Here is a 21,131-nt window from a genome sequence, read left to right on the forward strand (position 1 = left end):
TATCCCAATTTTCGCTACGCAAGTCTACCCAAATTATTGGGTTCTTGAAGATAAATCAACAACCCGTTACTCTCAATTACATATTAGAATCAAAAATGAGAATACCCCTCAATAACCCAGAACATTCACCCTACTCCGAATTACCGCGGCTTGACCGCGGTATCCAGAGCTCTAACTCCGGAACAACATGCCTGGATACCGCGGTCAAGCCGCGGTAATTCGGTACAGTAGGTTTATCCCAATTTTCGCTACGCAAGTCTACCCAAATTATTGGGTTCTTGAAGATAAACCAACAACCCGTTGCTCCCAATTAATATTAGAATCAAAAATGAGAATACCCCTTTGGTTGCAATACCTCCCATTCTCTCGCTGAATCTTTTATCTTTAAGCCCGCCCCCTCTTCAATTATTCCGATAGGGTAACACTTAAGTTTTAAATCATTTATCTCTTTTAGAAATTGCTCTGATTTACTAGAAGCAACTGTAAAACATAATTCATAATCATCTCCCCCTGTTAAGGCCAAGTCAACTGCTTGTCCCCCGCAATATTTATTGAGCAAGGGGTGAATTGGGATTAATGTTTTATCCAAACATGCAGACACGCCACTGGCAACGCAGATATGATTTAAATCAGCGCTTAAACCATCTGATATATCAATTGCCGAGGTAGCATAATTACTGATTAACTCAATAAGATCAACTCGTGGAACAGGATGAAGCAGTTTATTCATGAGAATCTCTCTATCCTCAGGTACTACCGCAGGATCATTTAAGGAGCGAACGGCCAGAGCAGCAGCCCCTAAAAGCCCTGAAACCATGATGACATCACCTGATTGTGCACCAGAACGCCTGATGGCTTTTTTATGTGGAGCAAGCCCCATAATGGTGAGTGTTATAGCCAATGGACCATGGGTGGTATCTCCGCCGATTAAATCAATGTTAAATTGCTTCAACGATTGTTTTAAACCTGTTGAAAATTTCTCAAGCCAGGATTCATTTAGTTCAGGCAAAGTTAAAGCCAAAGTGATATAACAAGGCTGAGCACCCATTGCTGCCATATCACTCACATTAACCATTACTGACTTGCATGCGATATCAAAAGGATCCCATTCAGGAAGAAAATGAACACCTGATACCAAAGTATCTGTGCTCACTAATAAATCAAATCCTTCAGGAACAGTCAAACAGGCAGCATCATCACCTATTCCGAATAACACCTCTTTTCGAGTAATAGGAAAAGGTTTGAAAAATTGATCAATAAGAGAAAATTCATTCATTGCCGAGACTGATTTCTACTGTACGAACTTGTTTAGCCAAATTATTTAACACCCCATTGACGTAACGGTGGCCATCTTGCGAACCGAATTCTTTAGTCAGTGAAATTGCTTCATCTAAAACTACTTTGTATGGTATTTCAGGGCAATAAAACAGTTCAAATGAACCAATACGTAATACCGTTAATTCTATAGGATTTAATCCACTGATATCTCTGTCGATAAAAGGAACAATACTCTCTTCCAAAGTGTTAACATGAGTAGGAATGCCATGCAATAATCTGGTGAAATACTCACCATCCACCTTGTCCATGTTATTAATAGCACGAAACTGGGCTTCAATTTCATGAAGGTCAGAACCTGACATTAACCACTGATACAAAGCTTGAAGTGCTAATTTACGCGCCTTTCTTTTACCACTAATTGATTGCTTTTCCACTGTTACCTCATCATATTGTATAGGTTGAGTAATTAACTCAACACCGGATGTCAATTTGAACATCCTTGTTCTGTAATTTTATACAGAACCAGGAACCTGCTGATATGACATACACAAACCTGCGTTCCCTGTCTTGATGCAAAAGCCATACATGCAGCAGATTAAACCACCGCACACAGAGATTTTTAACGGAATGTCAACAGACCCCTAGGCCAATATCCTTGATTAAAAATTTCGCGCGCAATACGCATTCATGAACAAAACCAAGCCTCATGAATACGGCTGCACGCCAAAATTATTCTTTGCTGTCCTTCATCTGATCTATAGTTTGCCTGAAATCACTCACATCCTGGAATCGTTTATACACGGATGCAAATCGCACATAGGCAACATGATCTAAGCGATATAGCTCATTCATTACCAGCTCGCCAATAAGTTGAGAGTCAACCTCACGCTCACCTCTTCGACGGAGCTCCTGGGTAATAGAAATTATTGCATCCTCCAGGCTATCAACACTAACCGGCCTTTTTTCCAGAGCACGCAACATACCCGAACGTAAATTCTCAATACTGAATGGCTCTCGTCTTGCGTCTCTTTTGATGATTAAAGGCATAATTAATTCTGCAGTCTCAAATGTTGTAAAACGTTCATGACATTCAAGACATTGTCGCCTTCTGCGCACCTGTGCACCTTCCGCGACTAAGCGAGAATCAATAACTTTTGTTTCTTCTGCGTGACAAAATGGACAATACATGATTAACCATAGACCGGAAATTCACGACACAAAAGTAATACCTGGGTTTTTACTCTTGCACTAATGATCTCATCGTTAATATTATCAAGGATGTCTGTCAGCCAATGAGTTAATAAAGAGATTTCTTTTTCTTTAAATCCTCGGGTAGTGACAGCAGGTGTCCCTAATCTTAGTCCACTGGTAACAAAGGGTGAACGCGGGTCATTGGGAACTGAATTTTTATTGACAGTAATATTGGCTTTACCTAATGCAGCGTCCGCCTCTTTACCGGTAATGTTTTTATTAATTAAATCAACCAATATTAAGTGGTTGTCAGTGCCACCGGAAACAATATCATACCCTCTGCTTTTTAGAACCTCGCACATGGTTCTCGCATTGACCAAAACCTGTTGCTGATATGTTTTAAACTCTGGTAATAATGCTTCTGCAAAAGACACCGCCTTCGCTGCAATTACATGCATTAATGGGCCACCTTGCATTCCAGGAAAAACAGATGAATTAAACTTCTTTTCTATTTCTTCATTTTCCCGACAAAGAATCAAGCCCCCTCTTGGACCTCTTAATGTTTTATGCGTAGTCGTTGTCACCACATCAGCATAAGGAAGTGGGGAAGGATAAAGTCCTGCGGCAACCAAACCAGCAACATGCGCCATATCGGCCATCAAGTAAGCGCCAACTTTATCCGCGATTTCTCTGAATCGTGCCCAATCGAGAATTCTTGAATAAGCAGAAAATCCTGCGATGATTAATTTGGGTTTGTGTTGTAGGGCCAAACGTTCTAGAGCATCGTAATCAATTAAACCCGTGTTAACGTCAACACCATATTCTACTGAATGATATAATTTGCCAGAAAAATTAACTTTTGAACCATGAGTTAAATGCCCGCCATGAGGTAATGCCATACCTAAAATAACATCACCTGGTGATAATAGCGCCATCATGACAGCAGCATTAGCTTGAGAACCTGAGTGAGGCTGCACATTTGCATAATGAGCCCCAAATAATTTTTTTGCTCTCTCTATAGCAAGCTCTTCCGCAACATCAACGTATTCGCAACCGCCATAATAACGTTTTGCAGGATAGCCTTCTGCATATTTATTTGTAAGTACCGATCCTTGAGCTTCCAATACTCTCGGGCTTACATAATTTTCAGATGCGATCAGTTCAATATGCTCTTCCTGACGACGCTTTTCATTATTAATCGCTTGTAACAAAGCATCATCAAAATTTTTTATAGTATAACTTGCATCAAACATGAATAATCCTTAGCCTGGGTGATATTTATCTTGATTTAACAATAATATCATTACGTACGCTTTTCACACCATCAACACCAGCAGCTATGGCTGCTGCTCTTTGCTTTATTCTTGGTGTATCGACAAAACCACTAAGCTGTACCTGATCTTTAAAAGTTTTAACCTTGACGGCAAAGCCATCAGTCCCTAACCGATCGACCAAACTTGCTTTTACTTTTGTAGTAGTCGTTGTGCTATCAAGATATTCCCCTGTACTTTCAGTATTAGGAGAAGCGGCGCAGGCAATAATGACCATAGACATAGCTCCTACTACCAACATCTTCAGTGAGTCAAACATAAAGGCTCCTTAAAGAAAAACGCTAATAGAGTATCACAAAATTTATCCAGATACTAAGAGGTAAATAGGCAATCCATGGATCCCGCACACAAGGTGCGAGACGTAGGTTTTTGACTCATGTCATATAAGCACTATGAGTAGATGTAAACATGGAATGTCAAAAATCCCTAATTCAGTATTACCTATGACCGTGCGCTTTATTCTGCACATTAGAATTTTGGTGATGCCCCTGAACAACCTTTCCTGTATTAGGCTTAACATGCTTAACAGTACCGTTAGCTTGCGGGTGTTGCACTACCCCATTGCCAACAGATGGGCCGTGCCCATGAACAGTACCATTATTCCCATGACCGTGAACGTTTGGGTTATTTGTATGGCCATGTACAGTGGCAGCATTTCCATTATGCCCATGCATATTACCGGAGTGCTTACGCACATTATTAGGCATCACAGCTTGAGCTTGTCGTGGATTAACAACCACAGTGTTGCCACTATAATAAACTCGATTATTGGGAACTGCTCTGTATCCTGCATTTACATGATGATGATGGCGTTCTGCATAATGAGGTTGTACTTCAACACGTGGAGCCGGAGCATAATATTCACGCCCGTAATAGTGTTCTTCTACTACAGTGCAAGAGCCTAACAAGGGCATGGCTAACAAACAAGAGACGAGGTATCTCATGGAAAAACTCCTCAGAAATAAAAAAGGTTCATCAACGATGAACCTTTTTTAGTGATTTGATTTATCGAGTTGATAATTCAGCTTTAGCTTGCTTCAAGTATGGAACGACTCGAATTGTGCTGTTTACATCAGTCCAACCAGAATAAATAGTGTAGTAAGGTGATTGGATAGTAATGTACATACCGTTATGGCAGTAGAAATTGTAGAACAGGCTGATGTAATGAGGTGATTCATAACGGTAGATATTAAAATCTACGGTTGTACCATCATCAAAAGTACCAAAAACACGAACGTCAGTGAAACTTTGATTGATAATTTCAATTTGACAGTATCCAGGATAAGTTACGCCTTTTTGAATTGATTGTTTATCTTCATTACTCGCATTAGAATTCAAATGAACATTTGCTGCAAAAACATTGGTGAATAAACTAAAAAAAACTATAACCAACAACGACTTCAACTTCATGGTTTACCCCTTATGAGAGATGGAAGCAGCATAGTAACAAAGAGTTGAATTTAGTCAATAGGTTTTTTTTATACCCACGAAATAAATAAAAATGAAACATATCAAAACAATAAGATGATAAAGTATATCTTTATGTTATATTTGACAAATTACAAAATCTAACGAATTTCTGCAGGGGAATATAATGAAAAAGCGTATGACTATCATGGGAATAGCCTTACTGGTTGTTTTCGGTGGAATTATTGCTTTTAATCTGATTAAATCCATGATGATTAAGCAATTTTTTGCCAGCTACCAACCTCCTGCGGTCACTGTTTCTTCCGCTGTAGCAGAATCAGTCGACTGGCTGCCCACCATCAGTGCTATCGGGAACTTCGTGGCGATGAATGGTGTTGACGTCAACTCTGAAGCATCAGGAAATGTAATTAAAATTGATTTTGATTCTGGTCAATTTGTGAACAAAGATGAGCCATTAATTACAATTGACGACAGCATTGACCAAGCGCTGTTGAAATTTAACCAGTCTGAACTGACCCTGAAAGAGCTCAACTACAAAAGACAGACGGACTTATTTAAAAAAGGCGCTACACCAAGCTCTAGTGTGGATGAAGCGAAAGCAAATCTTCAACAAGCACAAGCTAAAGTAGAACAAATTCAAGCACAAATTAATCAGAAACATATTACTGCACCTTTTTCTGGTCGTCTGGGTATTCGCCAGGTAAACCTTGGCCAATATATTAGTCCAGGTCAAACATCGATTGTGTCACTTCAATCTCTGGATCCGCTCTATCTCGAGTTTTATTTACCAGAACAGCTGTACAAGCGAGTACAGAAAAAGCAAACAATAACCTTTTCCGTAGAAGAGTTCCCTAATGCCCTGTTCGAAGGAACCATCTCAGCAATAAACTCTAAAATTGATTTAAATACCCATAACGTTCTGGTTCAGGCAACCTTACCCAATTGCCCGGCAGCTGCCGTTAAAGATCCAACCAACTCACCTCTGGTTAAAACACGCAAAGAACCAAGAGGCAGCAAAATAATTGTCAGCTGTAATAGTGAAGTCAACAGACAAAATAAAATCAGTGAATATGTATTCATACCCGGTATGTTTGCATCAATTGAAATTCCGCAGCCCGCTGAACCTAATACGGTTATAGTCCCATCTACGGCAGTATCTTACAGCTTGTATGGCAACTCCATATACGTCATTGAAAAAAATACTGAAGGCAAAAAAAATCAGGACGGCACGGACCAATTAACCGTTAATCGAGTATTCGTAACTACCGGAGAACAACAAGGTAATTACACGGTCGTTAAAAAAGGAATAAAGGCAGGACAACTAGTAGTCAGTACGGGTGATTTGAAATTACAAAATGGTACCCCTGTAGTGATAAATAATAGTGTTCAACTTCTTGACATCAGTAACCCGGATAACATGGGACAATAACAACAATAAGAGCAACGGAATTTCTCCAGTCCCTGGTTTAGTTCCGTACACTTAAATGCTCTTTTATTAAATAATTGCTGGTTTTTTGCAGGATAATTTATGAAATTTACAGATTTATTTATCAAACGCCCAGTACTATCTATAGTAGTTAGTATGCTGATTTTTTTATTTGGAATTAACTCCATAAATAAAATGCAAATACGTCAGTATCCACGCATGGATAACACTGTAATTACAATTATGACCAGTTATCCCGGTGCTGATGCAGAGCTTATTGCCGGCTTTATTACTACCCCATTAGAGAGTTCAGTTGCCAGTGCCGAAGGTATTGACTACATGACTTCGACCAGTGAACAGGGTCTGAGTACGATTACTTTAAATATCAAACTCAACTTTGATCCCCAAATTGCCTTCACCGACGTAATGAGTAAGGTGCAACAAACGATAAACCAGTTGCCAAAAGAAGCTCAGCAACCAGTCATTCTGAAGAAATCAGATTCCTCAACTGCCTTGATGTACATCAGTCTGGACAGTAAAGACATGACTCCGCAACAAATAACGGACTATGCCACTCGAGTGGTACAGCCTCAGTTACAAACCGTTGATGGCGTAGCAAAAGCTGAAATTCTGGGAGGAGCCACCTACTCCATGCGGATATTTATGAATCCAATCCGAATGGCCGCATTAAATGTCACCCCAGCAGATGTTGCTAACGTATTAGCCAGCAATAACTTCCTGACCGCAGCCGGAAGTACCAAAAGCGAATACGTGGCTATCAATATGACGGCAAAAACTGACCTAAATAGTGCCGAAGAATTCAGCAGACTCATAGTAAGAAGTTCCAAAGGTTCTATAATCAGATTACGTGATATAGCCGATATTACTCTGGGATCACAAAATTATGACAGTTCAGTAACATTCAACGGTAAAAAAGCAGTATTTATCTCGATTACCCCAACACCTACAGCCAACCCCCTGACCGTTATCAGTGATGTGCGAAAACTGATGCCGTCTATAGTTAAGGAGTTTCCTCCTTCATTGACTGGAACGATCGTTTACGATGCAACAGCATTTATCAGAGCCTCTATTAACGAAGTAATGCATACCATAATAGAAGCCGGTGTGATTGTAATTATTGTTATCTTTTTATTCTTAGGCTCTCTTCGCTCTGTTTTAATTCCTGTAGTTACCATCCCGCTTTCATTAGTAGGCGTGTGTACGTTAATGCTCATGCTTGGTTACAGTATTAATCTACTGACTTTGCTGGCATTTGTTCTGGCAATTGGCTTGGTAGTGGATGATGCGATTGTTGTCGTTGAGAACGTGCATCGTCACATAGAGGAGGGAAAAACGCCTTATGATGCGGCAATAATAGGCGCCAGAGAGATAGCAACCCCTGTTATTGCAATGACGATTACACTTGCGGCAGTTTATGCACCGATTGGGTTTATGGGCGGCTTAACAGGAGCATTGTTTAAAGAGTTCGCCTTTACTCTGGCCTGTGCGGTAATTATTTCAGGGATTATTGCATTAACCTTAAGCCCAATGATGTGCTCAAAAGTACTAACAAAAGAAATAAGTAGCGGAAAATTCGTTCACTTTCTGGATGAGATTTTTAATAAACTAAGAATAGTTTATCAAAATGCATTGCATAGCTTATTAAACACCCGTTCTATCATGTTGGTTTTTGCTGCTGTCGTCATTTTAATGCTACCCTATTTGTATAGTCATACCGCTGCTGAAACTGCCCCAGACGAAGATCAGGGATTCTTTTACGTCATGGCATCAGCTCCCCAATCAGCCACTTTAAATTATATTGAGGCATTTACTAAACCTTTTGATGAAATCTACAAAAGCTTCCCAGAAACGGAAAATTATTTTACGGTGAATACGGCGCAGCCCATTTCAGGCATGGTACTCAAACCCTGGGATGAACGAACAACCAATCAATTCGCTCTGAAACAACCGTTACAAGATAAATTATCCACGATTGCAGGATTAAATGCCTTTGCCATTATACCTCCTCCTCTGCCTGGCGGTGGCGGTGGCCCTCCTGTTCAATTTGTCATTAAAACCACAAATGATTTCCAAAGTTTATTTGATATTTCGACCAAATTAACTGAAAAAGCAAGAAAAAGTGGGTTGTTCATCTATATAGATAATTCATTGAAATTTAATCAGCCTCAGATTGAATTTACTATTAATCGTTCCAAAGCGTCTGAAATGGGACTTGATATGCGTTCCATAGGCTCTAGTTTGACCAGCGCATTATCAGGAAACTATATCAACTATTTTAACCTCGAAGGCCGTAGCTACCAGGTGATTCCCCAACTGGATAGAAAATACAGACTAACACCTGAGCAACTAGGCCAAATTTATATTAAAACCGCAAACGGCATAATGGTTCCACTTTCAACGGTTATTGTTCCTGTTGAAAAGACACAACCTAATGCCGCGACTCATTTCCAGCAACTGAATTCCGCAACAATTCAGGCAGTAATGATGCCCGGAAAAACATTAGGAGATGGCTTGCGCTTTTTACAAGAAGCGGCCAATGAAACCTTGCCCAAAGGATTTACCTACGATTACGGTGGCCAATCAAGACAATTCATGCAAGAAGGCAGCGCCCTGGTTTTTGCGTTCATTTTTGCAATTGTTATCATCTTTCTGGTTTTATCTGCTCAATATGAAAGCTTTCGTGATCCATTAATTGTATTAATCAGTGTACCCATGTCTATCTGTGGTGCCCTAATCCCGCTAAATCTGGGGTTAGCATCAATCAACATTTATACTCAGGTCGGATTGATTACCTTAATTGGACTTATCAGTAAGCACGGTATCTTGATTGTGGATTTTGCGAATCATCTGCAGCGAGAGAAAAATCTTGACCGACGAGCAGCAGTTGAAGAAGCAGCCGCCATTCGACTCAGACCTATTCTGATGACTACAGCAGCAATGGTATTTGGTGTTGTACCGTTACTTGTTGCTACTGGTGCTGGAGCCGTCAGCCGCTATGATATAGGTTTGGTTATTGCAACCGGATTGGTCATTGGAACCTGCTTTACTTTGTTTGTAGTGCCAACCATGTACACTTACATAGCCGAAGATCATCGCCGTAAACCCGAGGAACCTGCTCAACAACATTAAAAAATACTCCTCTATATCAGGCCATCGATAAGATGGCCTTTTTGTATCTTTAGCTCCGTCTCCTTCGCATGCTCAGAGCGATGGCCAAAATCCTTAAGTTAATGGCTATACTCTACTACTCTGTGATAATATTCTCTGTTTTTACCGAACAGGCTAAATCATGGATAAAACCTATTCCCCTGAAGCAATTGAACAGGCCTCCTACACAAAATGGGAACAACAGAATTACTTTCAACCTCGTGGTGATGGTAAACGGTTCAGTATTATGCTTCCTCCTCCCAATGTAACTGGAAGTCTGCATATGGGACATGGTTTTCAACATACTATTATGGATGCTTTAACTCGATACCACCGTATGCTTGGTGATAAAACATTATGGCAACCAGGAACAGATCATGCGGGCATCTCGACTCAGCTGGTCGTTGAGCGCCAATTAGAAGCCAAAGGAATAGCAAGAAAAGATTTAACTCGAGAAGAGTTTCTTGAGCACATCTGGCAATGGAAGAATGAATCAGGTAACACAATCACCCAACAAATGCGCCGTTTGGGAACCTCTGTAGATTGGAGCAGAGAACGCTTTACCATGGATGAAGGTTTGTCCGCGGCCGTGCAAAAAGTATTTGTGCAACTGCACGATGAAGGTCTTATCTACCGCGGCACTCGCTTGGTGAACTGGGATCCGAAACTGGGTACAGCAGTATCAGATCTTGAAGTACTTTCTGAAGAAGAAGATGGTTTTCTCTGGCATATACGTTATCCAGTAGTTGATTCTGATGAATTTGTAGTCGTTGCAACCACCAGACCCGAAACCTTGCTCGGAGACTCTGCTGTAGCAGTACATCCAGACGATCCCCGATTTAAACATCTCGTCGGCAAAGAAGTTCATCTTCCCCTGTGTGATAGAACTATTCCAATTATTGCAGATGATTATGTAGACCAGGAATTTGGCAGCGGCTGCGTTAAAATTACTCCAGCCCATGATTTTAATGATCATGAAGTAGGAAAACGACATCAGTTACCTCTCGTTAATATTTTAACCAAAAAAGCAACCATCAATAAAAATGCGCCGGTAAAATACCAGGGAATGGATAGATTTGTTGCCCGAGAACAAATCATCAAAGATTTGGAGTTGGCAAATGCTTTAATCAAGACAGAACCACATAAATTAAAAGTGCCTCGTGGTGAAAAATCCAATGTGGTCATTGAACCTTTGTTAACAGACCAATGGTATGTAAAAACCAAACCACTGGCAGAACCAGCTATTGCCGCTGTACAAAAAGGCGAAATACGCTTTATTCCAGAAAATTGGACCAAAACCTATTATCAATGGATGGATAATATTGAAGATTGGTGCATAAGCCGTCAATTATGGTGGGGGCATAGAATTCCTGCCTGGTATGATAATCACGGCAATATTTATGTTGGCTACAGTGAGAATGATGTTCGCTTCAAATATAAAATTGATGATACAACACCATTAAAACAAGATGAAGATGTTTTAGATACCTGGTTTTCATCAGCCCTTTGGCCTTTCTCTACTCTGGGTTGGCCTGAGCGTACTCCAGAATTAGAGCAATTTTATCCGACCTCGGTGCTGGTTACAGGCTTTGATATTATCTTTTTCTGGGTCGCCCGCATGATCATGATGGGTCTGAAATTTACCGGAAAAATTCCATTTAAAGATGTATTTATCACAGGATTAATACGGGACAGTGAAGGTCACAAAATGTCTAAATCCAAAGGAAATGTTCTTGATCCACTGGACATTATTGATGGTATTGACATCGACGCCCTCGTAGCCAAGCGTACATCCAATCTGATGCTCACCTCGGTGCGAGATAAAATCATCAAGGCAACCCGTAAAGAGTTCCCTGAGGGCATCAATGCATACGGTACCGATGCCTTACGCTTTACTTACTGCTCACTGGCATCAACTGGCCGTAACGTGCGTTTTGATATTGGCCGGGTTGAAGGATATAGAAATTTCTGTAATAAATTATGGAATGCTGCACGCTATGTATTACTCAATACCGATGAAGAGCAAATTGATTTTGGTGATGGAGCGTTTCAATACAGTCCTGCCGATCAATGGATTTTGTCCCGCCTGCAGCGCACTATAGGTAAAGTACATCATTATTTTGAAACGTACCGATTTGATTTATTAGCCAATACGCTTTACGAATTTGTCTGGCACGAATATTGTGACTGGTATTTAGAGCTATCCAAACCAGTATTGCAAGATGAACAAGTGCTTGGCGCCATGAAAAGAGGCACGAGAAGAACCTTGATTCATGTTCTTGATCAAGTTTTGAAACTGCTGCATCCTTTAATGCCTTTTATCACTGAAGAAATTTGGCATAGAACAAGCAAGCTTACTAATGAAAATGGGAATAGCATCATGTTAAGCAGCTATCCTCAGATAGATGAGCAGTTCATTGATGAGGTTATTGAAGAAGAACTGGATTGGCTAAAATCTGCAATTCAGGCTATTCGTACCATTCGTAGTGAGATGTCCATTTCCCCTGCAAAACAAATACCCTTGAATATTCGTAACATTACTCCAGCCTTAATGCAGCGTGTCGAGAAGTATAAACCAATACTTCAGGCATTAAGCCGGGTTACTCATATTCATTATCTGTCTGTCGATGAAGCAATTCCAGTATCTGCTACTGCAGTATTAGGTGATATTGAATTACTTATTCCCATGGCTGATTTAATAGATAAAGAAGCAGAGTTGGGACGCCTTGCCAAAGAATTAGCCAAATTGGATAAAGACATTGATCTGGCTCAGGGTAAGTTAAATAATCCTAAATTCACGGATAAGGCTCCTGCTGAAATTATTGCCAAAGAACAAGAAAAATTAGCTCAGGCACAAATGGCTAAAGATAAATTGTTACAGCATAAAATAAGAATAGAAACCTTATAATAGTAAAAATACATCGTTCGATTCTATTCGAGCGATGTATTCCTCTTACTTTATAGTACCACGCAGGCTTAGTGGAACGCTGTATAGAAAATTCTGTTATCATAATCACTTTACATTTAAGGAATCATTGGTAAGTGACTACAAATAATAAAGCCTTTAAAACCTATTTATTCCCCATAATACTGATATCTTCCATTGTACTTGGTGGACTTACTGGCCATTTACTCGGGCCTGATGCTCAATGGTTAAAACCTTTTGGCGATGTATTCCTTAATCTGATTTTTACAGCAATAGTTCCCCTCATTTTTTTTAGCGTCTCCTCTGCAATTGCCCGCGCAGGTACTATCAGCAAACTAAGCACCATAATCTTTTATATGATGATGGTTTTTTTATTTACAGGCTTGATAGCAGCACTGTATTCCCTACTCACAGTATTACTTTTTCCACCCGCCGCAGGCGTTACGCTGTCATTGATTATGCCCGAACAAGTCGCCTCAGTCAGCTTTTTCAGCCAAATAGCAGACATTTTCACTGTATCTGATTTTTCAAAACTGTTATCCCATGAGCATATTCTTGCGTTAATCATCTTCTCAATTATGGTTGGGCTGTCAGTAGCCGCAGCCAATGAAAAAGGAAAAGCCTTTGCTGCTTTTTTAATTGCTGGCGAAGAAATCTTTATGCGCGTTTTTGGATTAATCATGTATTACGCTCCTATCGGTTTTTTCGCTTATTTTGCAGTAATGGTGAGTGAGCTTGGCTCACAACTCTTAGACAGCTATATGCGAATTACTGTTGTGTATTACATCTCTGCATTCATCTATTTTTTACTGGCTTTTACCTGGTATGCTTATCTTGCAGAAAAAACCCAAGGGATCAAAATATTTTGGGCTAATGTGTTCCTGCCAATGGTCACGGCAATTGCCACCTGCAGCAGCGCCGCAAGCATCCCGGCGAACTTAAGCGCCGCAAAAAAAATGGGCATAGCCCCTGAAATTTATGAAACAGCAATACCGCTTGGCTCGATTATCCACAAAGATGGTTCGGTAATTGGCGGCATGTTCAAAATTGCCTTTCTGTTTGGAATTTTTCATCTGGATTTTACGAGCCTGCCTGTTTTGCTCACCGCACTAGGAGCCTCTCTACTAGTAGGCACAGTAATGGGTGCCATTCCCAGTGGAGGAATGCTGGGAGAATTACTCATACTGAATCTCTATGGGTTCCCACCCTCAGTGCTCATTGCAGTAGCCGCCATTAGCATCATCATTGATCCACTGGCTACTATGATCAATGTAACAGGAAATACCGTAAGCAGCATGATGATAGCTCGTCTGGTGGAACGAAAGAACGCAGCTCAGTCCGGATTGATTAACCAGAAAAAATGAATCAAAGAATGTATCTCCGGGGGCTGCGCTATAATGGAAACTCCCTAAATCAGCATTAAGGATAATACGGTGGCTCAAAATTCTGTGCCGATTAAAACATTAGGAATTCTACTTTTTCCAGGCTTTGAGACCTTAGATGCGTTCGGTCCATTAGAAATGTTTGGAATGGTAAAAGAACAATTGAATACCGTTTTGATTTCGGAGCAAAAGGGATGAGTTAAATCAGCACAAGGCTATGAAACTCAAACTAATTTCAGCTGGGACAATGCGCCTCACCTTGATTATCTGCTGGTTCCAGGGGGAATCGGCACTCGAGTTGAAGTCGATAATAAGGCTTTAATCAGCTGGATTAAACAGCGTTCAACAACCGCGGAGCTGACTCTTTCTGTATGCACTGAAGCAGCATTGCTTGCAAGAGCTGGTGTGCTTGATGGACATAAAGCAACAACAAACAAAATCGCTTTTAACTGGGTAAAAAAGCAAGGCCCGCAAGTTAACTGGATAAAAACAGCACGTTGGGTAGACGATGGGAACGTCATTACATCGTCAGGGATTTCTGCAGGAATAGATATGAGTCTTTATGTCATATCCCGACTGTTTGGAGAAGCAATTCGTGATGAAATAGCAAAAAAGGCAGAATACATTCTAAGTACCGATCCTGCAAATGATCCGTTTAAGATACACTAAAATTCCACTATGCTCCCCCTCTCTCTAACTCTCTCCCCAACGGGGAGAGAGAACAGGTGAGCTTCGAATGGAAGATATGTATCTTAAATTGAGGCCATTGCGTGAACTGATGTAGTTTAAATGCTGGCCAAGTGCACAATGAGGGGCTCTGCAAATGGCATCTCTTCAATTCATTGCCGATTATTTTTAGCAGCTCGGCAAAAATTTATCGGGCATGATAAATTTGCCCTGTCTGCAAGCCTTCAACACTTTTACTGTAAGCATGTGCAACGCGTTGCACAGGTACGGGTTCAAACCCTCGGAAATATGAAGCATAGACATGCAAAGCCTCTGTAACAACTGTTGGGCTTACTGCATTGATTCTTATACCTCTGGGCATTTCAATGGCTGCTGAAGTAACAAAACCTTCTATTGCTCCGTTAACCATTGCAGCAGAAGACCCCATTGCAATCGGATCATGATTCAAAATTCCGCTGATAAGGGTGAAGGAGCCAAAATCATTCATATATTCCAAGCCGCTCAGAACGCAATTGATCTGTCCCATCAATTTACTCTTTAAGCCCACGTGATAATCATCGTTAGTCATTTTTGTCAAATCAAGAAAAGAGACTCGTCCAGTTGCCATTACCACTGCATCTACTGAACCAATTTTTTGATAAAGCGATTTAATTGAATCTGGATCTTCAATATTTACGGTATATTCACCACTGGAATGCCCCACACATAAAACTTCATGGCGAAATTTTAATTCGTCAATTACGGCCTTTCCAATTAATCCTGTTCCACCAATTACAATTATTTTCATAACACCTCCCCGTAAAGTGCATGAGTATAAATATATAATAAATAATCATACAGTTACAACATTAAGTCTTGATAACCCAAGACATCGTCGTATTGCAGACACACACCTGTCAATTAATTATTAGGAAGAACAAGTAGAAAGAATATGTCGAGCGAAGCGCCCAACATTTTATTTTTAGGGTGGGGATTTATAAGGAAAATGAAAAAGAACTAAACCATTACACTTATTCGTCTTAGCTCTCGATCCGCTGCCAATTGTTCTTGATAATCGGTTTTGACGCGACTCAGAGCAAAAAAGGTACCGGCACCAGCACCAACAATAGAACTGTAGATCGGGAGAAATTCGGAAATGGGTGGAGTAACGCGGTTAAATTCTGCAGTCCTGGAGAGATGAAGATATTCTTCATCATCAGCAACATATCCATCAACAAGATCAACTGCATTATGATGTTCTTCAGCAAATTTACTTAGGTAATCTTTGCATAAAAAAGTCATCCCAACCCCCATGACAGCCCCTAGTACTCCATATTGCACTGTTCTTTTTAATATTTTGGGGATGTAACGTATGGTAAACAATAAATCATTCAGGCGATCAGAATTCGAGTGTGTGTCAGGCATAATATGGACAATATAGGTTAAATATGAACACATATTATCCTGTGGCGCACAAAATAACAAGTGGTTAAAAATTAACACACCAGTAAATAGACTGATAACTCTCCAGAAGTCTGCTCTAATGATTTAAAACCATGCGACACCTGGAGAAAAGAAAACAATGTATTTATCAGATTTTATCCGAGCATACCCTGCGATAAATCCACCAAGCAAGGATTAAAGTGGACAAGACACCGAAATAAACTCCTTTTTCTTTCCATTCGGGTCCCACTAATTGTAAGACATCAGGACTATGAAAAATTGAAAAAGGTATGGCCAGTAATACATCAATAATAGCCGAGCCAGCAACCAGCCCACAGGCAATCAAGGTCCCCTTTTGTTTTCTGGTGATGGTTTCATCAGGAGAGGTCTTCATTCGTCTTAATCTTCTCTGTACCAATAAAGCAATCATTCCGCCAATAAATAAAGGGAAAGACGAGGACAATGGTAAATACATACCTATAGCTATCCCTAAAATTGATAAATTCAGAAACCGTTTCAAATTTAGAATTTGATTCAAAAATAAAATCAGTAAAATAATTAAAGAACCAATGAACATCATAGTCCAAGGTAATGAATTCCTGAACACCGCTTCCGTGATTGCAGCCATCAATGCTGCAGTTGGGGCAGGTAACGTCTGGGTAGCATCCATACCAGGATGAGGCATAACTCCGGCAATACCATAAACATCAAATAAAAGTTGCATTACAGGCGGGATGACTAAAGCAGAAACAATAACCCCCAAGAGCAACATAACCTGCTGTTTCCATGGAGTAGCGCCAACTAATTGCCCTACTTTTAAATCCTGAGTATTGTCATTAGCAATCGCCGCAATCCCCGTCACTACTGAACCAATAATAATGGTAATCGCCTCTGCTGCCTGTATTTGATGGGAATCCAAAGGAAGGGGAAGCCAATGATCAATTGCCTTTAATAACAACCAAGCGGCAAATAACATTCCAGAAATAACGATCGAACTGCCTGGGCTGGCCGTCACCCCGACCATTCCAGAAAAATAGGCAGTGATCACCGAAAACAAAAAGCCAATCACTAATACATAAAGCACACCTAAAAACACTAAAGTTGGTGAATAGGCATTATCTAATCCAACTTGTCCCAATGGAAAAATAAACTGGAAAAACAAAAACAAAATCGCCGCAGTAAATCCTATCCCCATTAAGATAAAAGGCATAGGAATGTCTTTATCAGTCCTGGGATACAGTTTATCGGCTTTACTTCTGGAAATAAACGCGCCAAAAGATCCTTTGATGCTTTTAGACAAAGGCTTTATCAGTTTTAAAAAAGTCCACATTCCCGCAAAAAGCATCGCACCTATGCCCAAATAACGCATTTCGCTATTCCATAATAAAGTCGCTGCCTGTTCTGGAGGATATTGACTGATAAGATCGGGATAAAATTGGCTCACAATGGGTAGAGCAACGAGCCAGGATATAACTGCTCCCAGAAAAATGCTTATCGCCATATCATGGCCAACAAGATATCCGGCTCCGATCATGGTCGCTGAAAAACCAGCCCCCAGGCCAAATAATGATCGTTTAACAACAAACCAATAACCCCAGCTGTTTGCTATCAGTTTAAAGCCGATTTGCAGCAGCTCAATAAAACCACCTATGGCCCCTCCAATAAAGATGTCCTTAATCCCAGCCTTTTCAGCCGAAGATTTCAACACCTCTGCAATAGCTCTCCCCTCAGGAAATTTTAATGATCGATCGTTAACCAGGATTCGACGCAAAGGAATTGAGAATAAAACGCCTAAGATCCCGCCACAAGCAGCGATGAAAAAATTGGTCAGATAATCAAAATGATTCCAAAACCCGATAATGATTAGAGCTGGAATGGTATAAACGATACCACCAGCTACCGCCTCACCAGCAGAAGCAGCAGTCTGAACCGCATTATTCTCAAGAATGCTGGAATTTTTAAATAGGCGAAGAATGCCCATGGAAATAATAGCCGCGGGAATAGACGCAGAAGTTAAGATGCCTAATTTCAAAGCAAGATAAGCATTAGACATTGCTAATAATACGGTCAGTATAATAGCTAATATAATAACCCTAAACGTTAGTTCCGCTACTTGTTTATCCGCAGCTATAAAAGGTGTATCAGACATCAATTACCCCACACTGTTTTTGCAACCACAGGTTTTACCAAATTGGCTATCAACGCCAAAGGTATATTCACAGTCTGCTCTCCATACACGTATGCTGCTACCTGATAGCTATTAAAAATAATCGCGATACCTTTATCAGTAAAATGCCAGACCGAGTAATTTTCTGCTGTAGGTTTAGTTCCTTCACTTATCCATTGCTCATCAGATATTTTTTTTGCAGTAATGGTCTTTTTAGCTACTGCAGCAATCGGATTTAAATAATTAGCACCAGGTACAAATAAATCCGCAAGCATCACTTCCTTTCCATTTATAAAATTCTTCATAACCACGGTATTGGATGGATGGGCAGCGCCCTTATGAAAGATAGAAATATTAAATCGAACGCTTAACGCCGTTTTAGTTTTATAAGGAACCGAATAAGTAATATTGAGGCCCGTCTTTCCTGGAGCATCTGCCGGTGTATCCGCATCCTCGGACAGTTCGTTCATAAAACTTTTTTGGGTAGAAGCAATTAAATCCTGGATAGTCGTATTTACTGCAGGGGATTCAAAACCCTGAGGATATTTAATATCAAGAATATAATCAGCAGTTTCTTTTTTAATTACCGTAGGAGTAATCGCGTGAACCAGGAAAGCATTCAGGATAAGTCCAAAAGTTAAACCTGTTTTGAAGAGCAGATTAAGTCGATTAAACATTGATTAAACTCCTAAAATAGTTTCATTGGATAGCCATTCGCCAGCTATCATGGTTTTATGCGATAGCGGGTAGCCAAAATAATAACAAAGTGCCGCACTATCATTTATAGACCATAAAACTAAATCCGCTGCTTTCCCCGGCTCAATGCATCCAATTTCATGTTCAAGTCCTAAGGCTTTGGCTGCGTGTACAGTTACAGCAGTAAGAGCTTCAGGAATAGACAGTTGAAAAAAATTACAGGCCATACTCATCATCAGCAATAAAGAAGTGGTTGGTGATGAACCTGGATTAGAATCAGTGGCAATTGCCATTCGAACCCCAGCTGTGCGTAATAAATCAACCGGAGGCATTCTTTTCTCGCGCAAGAAATAAAATGCTCCAGGCAGCAACACAGCAACAGTATCGGATGCAGCCATAGCAGCAGCGCCTGCTTCATCTAAAAACTCGAGATGATCACAGGATAAGGCTCCTGATTTTGCAGCAAGAGTACTTGCTCCCAAATTAGATAATTGCTCTGCGTGACATTTAACAGGTAAATTTAATGCGTGTGCTGTACTAAAGATTTGTTCGGTCTGTGCTATGGAAAAAGCAATGGATTCACAAAAAACATCGACAGCATCTGCCAAGCCGGCCTCTTTAATTTGAGGCATCATTTCCTGACAAAGATAATCAACGTAAGCCTGACTGTTTCCTTTATATTCAGGGCCTACGGCATGGGCGCCGAGGAAGGTAGTTTTTACTCGAAGGCCACTTAATTCACCAAGTGTTCTGGCAGCTCGAAGCATTTTCATTTCAGAGCCCAAATCCAAACCATAACCCGATTTAATTTCTACAGTGGTAACCCCTTCGTTGCGTAATGCAAGAATTCTGGGTAACGATTGCTGCACTAACTCTTCTTCGGATACGGCCCTGGTTTGCCGTACTGTGGATATAATCCCTCCACCAGCTTTGGAAATTTCAGCATAGCTGACTCCTTCCAGCTTCATTTTAAATTCCGCAGCCCGATTGCCCGCATAAACCAAATGAGTATGACAATCGATTAAACCAGGAGTTATTAGTTGCCCGGCACAATCGATTTTACTTTTGTGGCTTTCAATAAACTCAACAGGAAGATCTTGTCTGGAACCACACCAATGAATCATGCCATTTAGTAATACAATGGCCTGATCGTGTACTTGCAATCCCTGACGGTTAATCGTGGTCGCATTAATAAGTAATTTATCGCAGGCAAACATTAAAAATCCCAATGAAGAACTTGATGAGGCGGATTAAGCCAAGACGAATGATGTGATGTATCATATATGTCCCACTCTTTGGAAACATAAACTGCTTGCTCAACATCCAGTAAAAGCCATGATAAAAATTCAGCCACCGTTTCTGGTGAAATTAATCTGTTATGCTGTTTTAAACGTTTATAAAAATCGACTTGTTCTGCATCCATACCCAAACCGCTTCGCGCAATAGACTGCATTTCAGTATCAATAATTCCCGGCATAACACTGGCAAAAGACAATGAACCAGAATCGAGTTGCCAACATTGAGTAAGCATGGCTAAAGCGGCCTTGGATGTACAATAGGGGGCCCATCCTTTGATCGCAAAATGAGCAGCTCCCGAACCGATGTTTAAGACACGTCCGTGGTGTAATTTATCATAAAGCAATTGGGTTAAGAACAGTGGGGCTTCCAGATTGGTAGAAAAGGTGTGTTGCCAATCATCCAATTGAATATCCTTGATAGCACCAATAGGATTTAAAGTTCCGGCATTATTAACTAAAGCATTTATCTGAGGTATATTATCTAAATATACTCTTACCAAATTTCGGCCTTCACTGGTGGACACATCAGCACAAAAATATTTTATTAATGAGGAAGTTGCAGCGGTTTCTTGCAACACCTGTTCACGACGACCGATTATCAGTACGGATTTTCCGCGATTAGCCAAAGCCAACGCCAATGCTTTCCCTATTCCGCTGCCCCCACCAGTAATAATAAACACAAATTCCTCATTCATCATTCAACACGATGCGCAGATAATACCAGACATTAG

The 21,131-nt window shown here is 40.5% G+C and carries 18 protein-coding genes and 1 pseudogene; 6 read left to right on the plus strand and 13 right to left on the minus strand.

All coding sequences use genetic code 11. From position 1 onward, the window contains the following. Nucleotides 1–322 precede the first annotated feature (322 nt). The 7 genes from thiL to Q0495_RS13300 all read right to left on the minus strand — a co-directional run bounded on the left by thiL (nucleotide 323) and on the right by Q0495_RS13300 (nucleotide 5,210). Nucleotides 323–1,276: a thiamine-phosphate kinase gene (gene thiL / locus Q0495_RS13270; RefSeq protein ID WP_298627133.1), complete on the minus strand. Its 954-nt coding sequence runs from the start codon at nucleotides 1,274–1,276 to the stop codon at nucleotides 323–325. Continuing rightward, on the minus strand, nucleotides 1,269–1,712 hold the full coding sequence (gene nusB, locus Q0495_RS13275) for a transcription antitermination factor NusB (RefSeq protein WP_298627171.1): 444 nt from the start codon (nucleotides 1,710–1,712) through the stop codon (nucleotides 1,269–1,271). The genes thiL and nusB overlap by 8 nt, the downstream gene beginning before the upstream one ends. A 295-nt stretch (nucleotides 1,713–2,007) precedes the next feature. Beyond that, nucleotides 2,008–2,466: a transcriptional regulator NrdR gene (nrdR, locus tag Q0495_RS13280; RefSeq protein ID WP_298627135.1), complete on the minus strand. Its 459-nt coding sequence runs from the start codon at nucleotides 2,464–2,466 to the stop codon at nucleotides 2,008–2,010. Nucleotides 2,467–2,468: 2 nt separating this feature from the next. Further along, on the minus strand, nucleotides 2,469–3,722 hold the full coding sequence (glyA, locus tag Q0495_RS13285; protein WP_298627137.1) for a serine hydroxymethyltransferase: 1,254 nt from the start codon (nucleotides 3,720–3,722) through the stop codon (nucleotides 2,469–2,471). Nucleotides 3,723–3,747: 25 nt separating this feature from the next. After that, nucleotides 3,748–4,059, minus strand: a complete 312-nt coding sequence (locus Q0495_RS13290; RefSeq protein WP_298627139.1) for a BON domain-containing protein — start codon at nucleotides 4,057–4,059, stop codon at nucleotides 3,748–3,750. A 178-nt stretch (nucleotides 4,060–4,237) separates the two neighbouring features. After that, entirely contained in the window at nucleotides 4,238–4,744 is a 507-nt protein-coding gene (locus Q0495_RS13295; RefSeq protein ID WP_298627141.1) for a hypothetical protein, read from the minus strand. Between the two features lie 61 nt (nucleotides 4,745–4,805). Further along, nucleotides 4,806–5,210 carry a hypothetical protein gene (locus Q0495_RS13300; protein ID WP_298627142.1) on the minus strand — a complete coding sequence of 135 codons (405 nt, stop codon included), beginning with the start codon at nucleotides 5,208–5,210 and terminating at the stop codon, nucleotides 4,806–4,808. 184 nt (nucleotides 5,211–5,394) lie between these two features. Between Q0495_RS13300 and Q0495_RS13305 the strand changes: the two genes are divergently transcribed. The 6 genes and pseudogenes from Q0495_RS13305 to Q0495_RS13330 all read left to right on the plus strand — a co-directional run. After that, on the plus strand, nucleotides 5,395–6,657 hold the full coding sequence (locus tag Q0495_RS13305; RefSeq protein WP_298627144.1) for an efflux RND transporter periplasmic adaptor subunit: 1,263 nt from the start codon (nucleotides 5,395–5,397) through the stop codon (nucleotides 6,655–6,657). A 99-nt stretch (nucleotides 6,658–6,756) separates the two neighbouring features. After that, on the plus strand, nucleotides 6,757–9,804 hold the full coding sequence (locus Q0495_RS13310; RefSeq protein WP_298627146.1) for an efflux RND transporter permease subunit: 3,048 nt from the start codon (nucleotides 6,757–6,759) through the stop codon (nucleotides 9,802–9,804). Nucleotides 9,805–9,964: 160 nt separating this feature from the next. Then, nucleotides 9,965–12,730 carry a valine--tRNA ligase gene (locus tag Q0495_RS13315; protein ID WP_298627148.1) on the plus strand — a complete coding sequence of 922 codons (2,766 nt, stop codon included), beginning with the start codon at nucleotides 9,965–9,967 and terminating at the stop codon, nucleotides 12,728–12,730. A gap of 134 nt (nucleotides 12,731–12,864) precedes the next feature. Beyond that, a complete protein-coding gene (locus tag Q0495_RS13320) occupies nucleotides 12,865–14,112 on the plus strand; it encodes a dicarboxylate/amino acid:cation symporter (protein ID WP_298627149.1) in 1,248 nt (415 codons plus the stop codon). A 69-nt stretch (nucleotides 14,113–14,181) separates the two neighbouring features. Beyond that, the gene (locus Q0495_RS13325) at nucleotides 14,182–14,328 is read left to right on the plus strand and encodes a hypothetical protein (protein WP_298627150.1); all 147 of its coding nucleotides are present in this window, start codon (nucleotides 14,182–14,184) and stop codon (nucleotides 14,326–14,328) included. Nucleotides 14,329–14,340: 12 nt separating this feature from the next. Continuing rightward, nucleotides 14,341–14,799: pseudogene (locus tag Q0495_RS13330) on the plus strand (DJ-1/PfpI family protein); the annotation flags it as partial. Nucleotides 14,800–15,004: 205 nt separating this feature from the next. On the opposite strand, the gene Q0495_RS13335 reads toward Q0495_RS13330, so the two are convergent. From Q0495_RS13335 to Q0495_RS13360, 6 genes are all read right to left on the minus strand, one after another. Continuing rightward, nucleotides 15,005–15,604 (minus strand): short chain dehydrogenase, encoded by a 600-nt coding sequence (locus tag Q0495_RS13335; protein WP_298627152.1) that lies wholly within the window; start codon nucleotides 15,602–15,604, stop codon nucleotides 15,005–15,007. Between the two features lie 209 nt (nucleotides 15,605–15,813). Continuing rightward, complete coding sequence (locus Q0495_RS13340) at nucleotides 15,814–16,254, minus strand: hypothetical protein (protein ID WP_298627154.1); 441 nt, start codon at nucleotides 16,252–16,254, stop codon at nucleotides 15,814–15,816. A gap of 133 nt (nucleotides 16,255–16,387) precedes the next feature. Next, the gene (locus Q0495_RS13345) at nucleotides 16,388–18,388 is read right to left on the minus strand and encodes an OPT family oligopeptide transporter (protein ID WP_298627156.1); all 2,001 of its coding nucleotides are present in this window, start codon (nucleotides 18,386–18,388) and stop codon (nucleotides 16,388–16,390) included. Further along, nucleotides 18,388–19,083 (minus strand): DUF3298 and DUF4163 domain-containing protein, encoded by a 696-nt coding sequence (locus Q0495_RS13350; RefSeq protein WP_298627157.1) that lies wholly within the window; start codon nucleotides 19,081–19,083, stop codon nucleotides 18,388–18,390. The genes Q0495_RS13345 and Q0495_RS13350 overlap by 1 nt, the downstream gene beginning before the upstream one ends. A gap of 3 nt (nucleotides 19,084–19,086) precedes the next feature. After that, nucleotides 19,087–20,319 (minus strand): imidazolonepropionase, encoded by a 1,233-nt coding sequence (gene hutI, locus Q0495_RS13355; protein ID WP_298627159.1) that lies wholly within the window; start codon nucleotides 20,317–20,319, stop codon nucleotides 19,087–19,089. Next, nucleotides 20,319–21,080 carry an SDR family NAD(P)-dependent oxidoreductase gene (locus Q0495_RS13360; protein ID WP_298627161.1) on the minus strand — a complete coding sequence of 254 codons (762 nt, stop codon included), beginning with the start codon at nucleotides 21,078–21,080 and terminating at the stop codon, nucleotides 20,319–20,321. The genes hutI and Q0495_RS13360 overlap by 1 nt, the downstream gene beginning before the upstream one ends. Nucleotides 21,081–21,131: the final 51 nt, after the last annotated feature.

It is taken from the genome of uncultured Legionella sp. (genome assembly GCF_937871865.1).
Taxonomy (GTDB): Bacteria; Pseudomonadota; Gammaproteobacteria; order Legionellales; family Legionellaceae; genus Legionella.

Bases quoted from the DNA above. Each gene is read 5' to 3' on its own strand.
- Q0495_RS13295 (WP_298627141.1), bottom strand. From the start codon at position 4,744: ATGAGATACCTCGTCTCTTGTTTGTTAGCCATGCCCTTGTTAGGCTCT.
- Q0495_RS13340 (WP_298627154.1), bottom strand. From the start codon at position 16,254: ATGTGTTCATATTTAACCTATATTGTCCATATTATGCCTGACACACAC.
- thiL (WP_298627133.1), bottom strand. From the start codon at position 1,276: ATGAATGAATTTTCTCTTATTGATCAATTTTTCAAACCTTTTCCTATT.
- Q0495_RS13335 (WP_298627152.1), bottom strand. From the start codon at position 15,604: ATGAAAATAATTGTAATTGGTGGAACAGGATTAATTGGAAAGGCCGTA.
- nrdR (WP_298627135.1), bottom strand. From the start codon at position 2,466: ATGTATTGTCCATTTTGTCACGCAGAAGAAACAAAAGTTATTGATTCT.
- Q0495_RS13290 (WP_298627139.1), bottom strand. From the start codon at position 4,059: ATGTTTGACTCACTGAAGATGTTGGTAGTAGGAGCTATGTCTATGGTC.
- Q0495_RS13305 (WP_298627144.1), top strand. From the start codon at position 5,395: ATGAAAAAGCGTATGACTATCATGGGAATAGCCTTACTGGTTGTTTTC.
- Q0495_RS13350 (WP_298627157.1), bottom strand. From the start codon at position 19,083: ATGTTTAATCGACTTAATCTGCTCTTCAAAACAGGTTTAACTTTTGGA.
- hutI (WP_298627159.1), bottom strand. From the start codon at position 20,319: ATGTTTGCCTGCGATAAATTACTTATTAATGCGACCACGATTAACCGT.
- Q0495_RS13310 (WP_298627146.1), top strand. From the start codon at position 6,757: ATGAAATTTACAGATTTATTTATCAAACGCCCAGTACTATCTATAGTA.
- Q0495_RS13345 (WP_298627156.1), bottom strand. From the start codon at position 18,388: ATGTCTGATACACCTTTTATAGCTGCGGATAAACAAGTAGCGGAACTA.
- Q0495_RS13315 (WP_298627148.1), top strand. From the start codon at position 9,965: ATGGATAAAACCTATTCCCCTGAAGCAATTGAACAGGCCTCCTACACA.
- glyA (WP_298627137.1), bottom strand. From the start codon at position 3,722: ATGTTTGATGCAAGTTATACTATAAAAAATTTTGATGATGCTTTGTTA.
- Q0495_RS13300 (WP_298627142.1), bottom strand. From the start codon at position 5,210: ATGAAGTTGAAGTCGTTGTTGGTTATAGTTTTTTTTAGTTTATTCACC.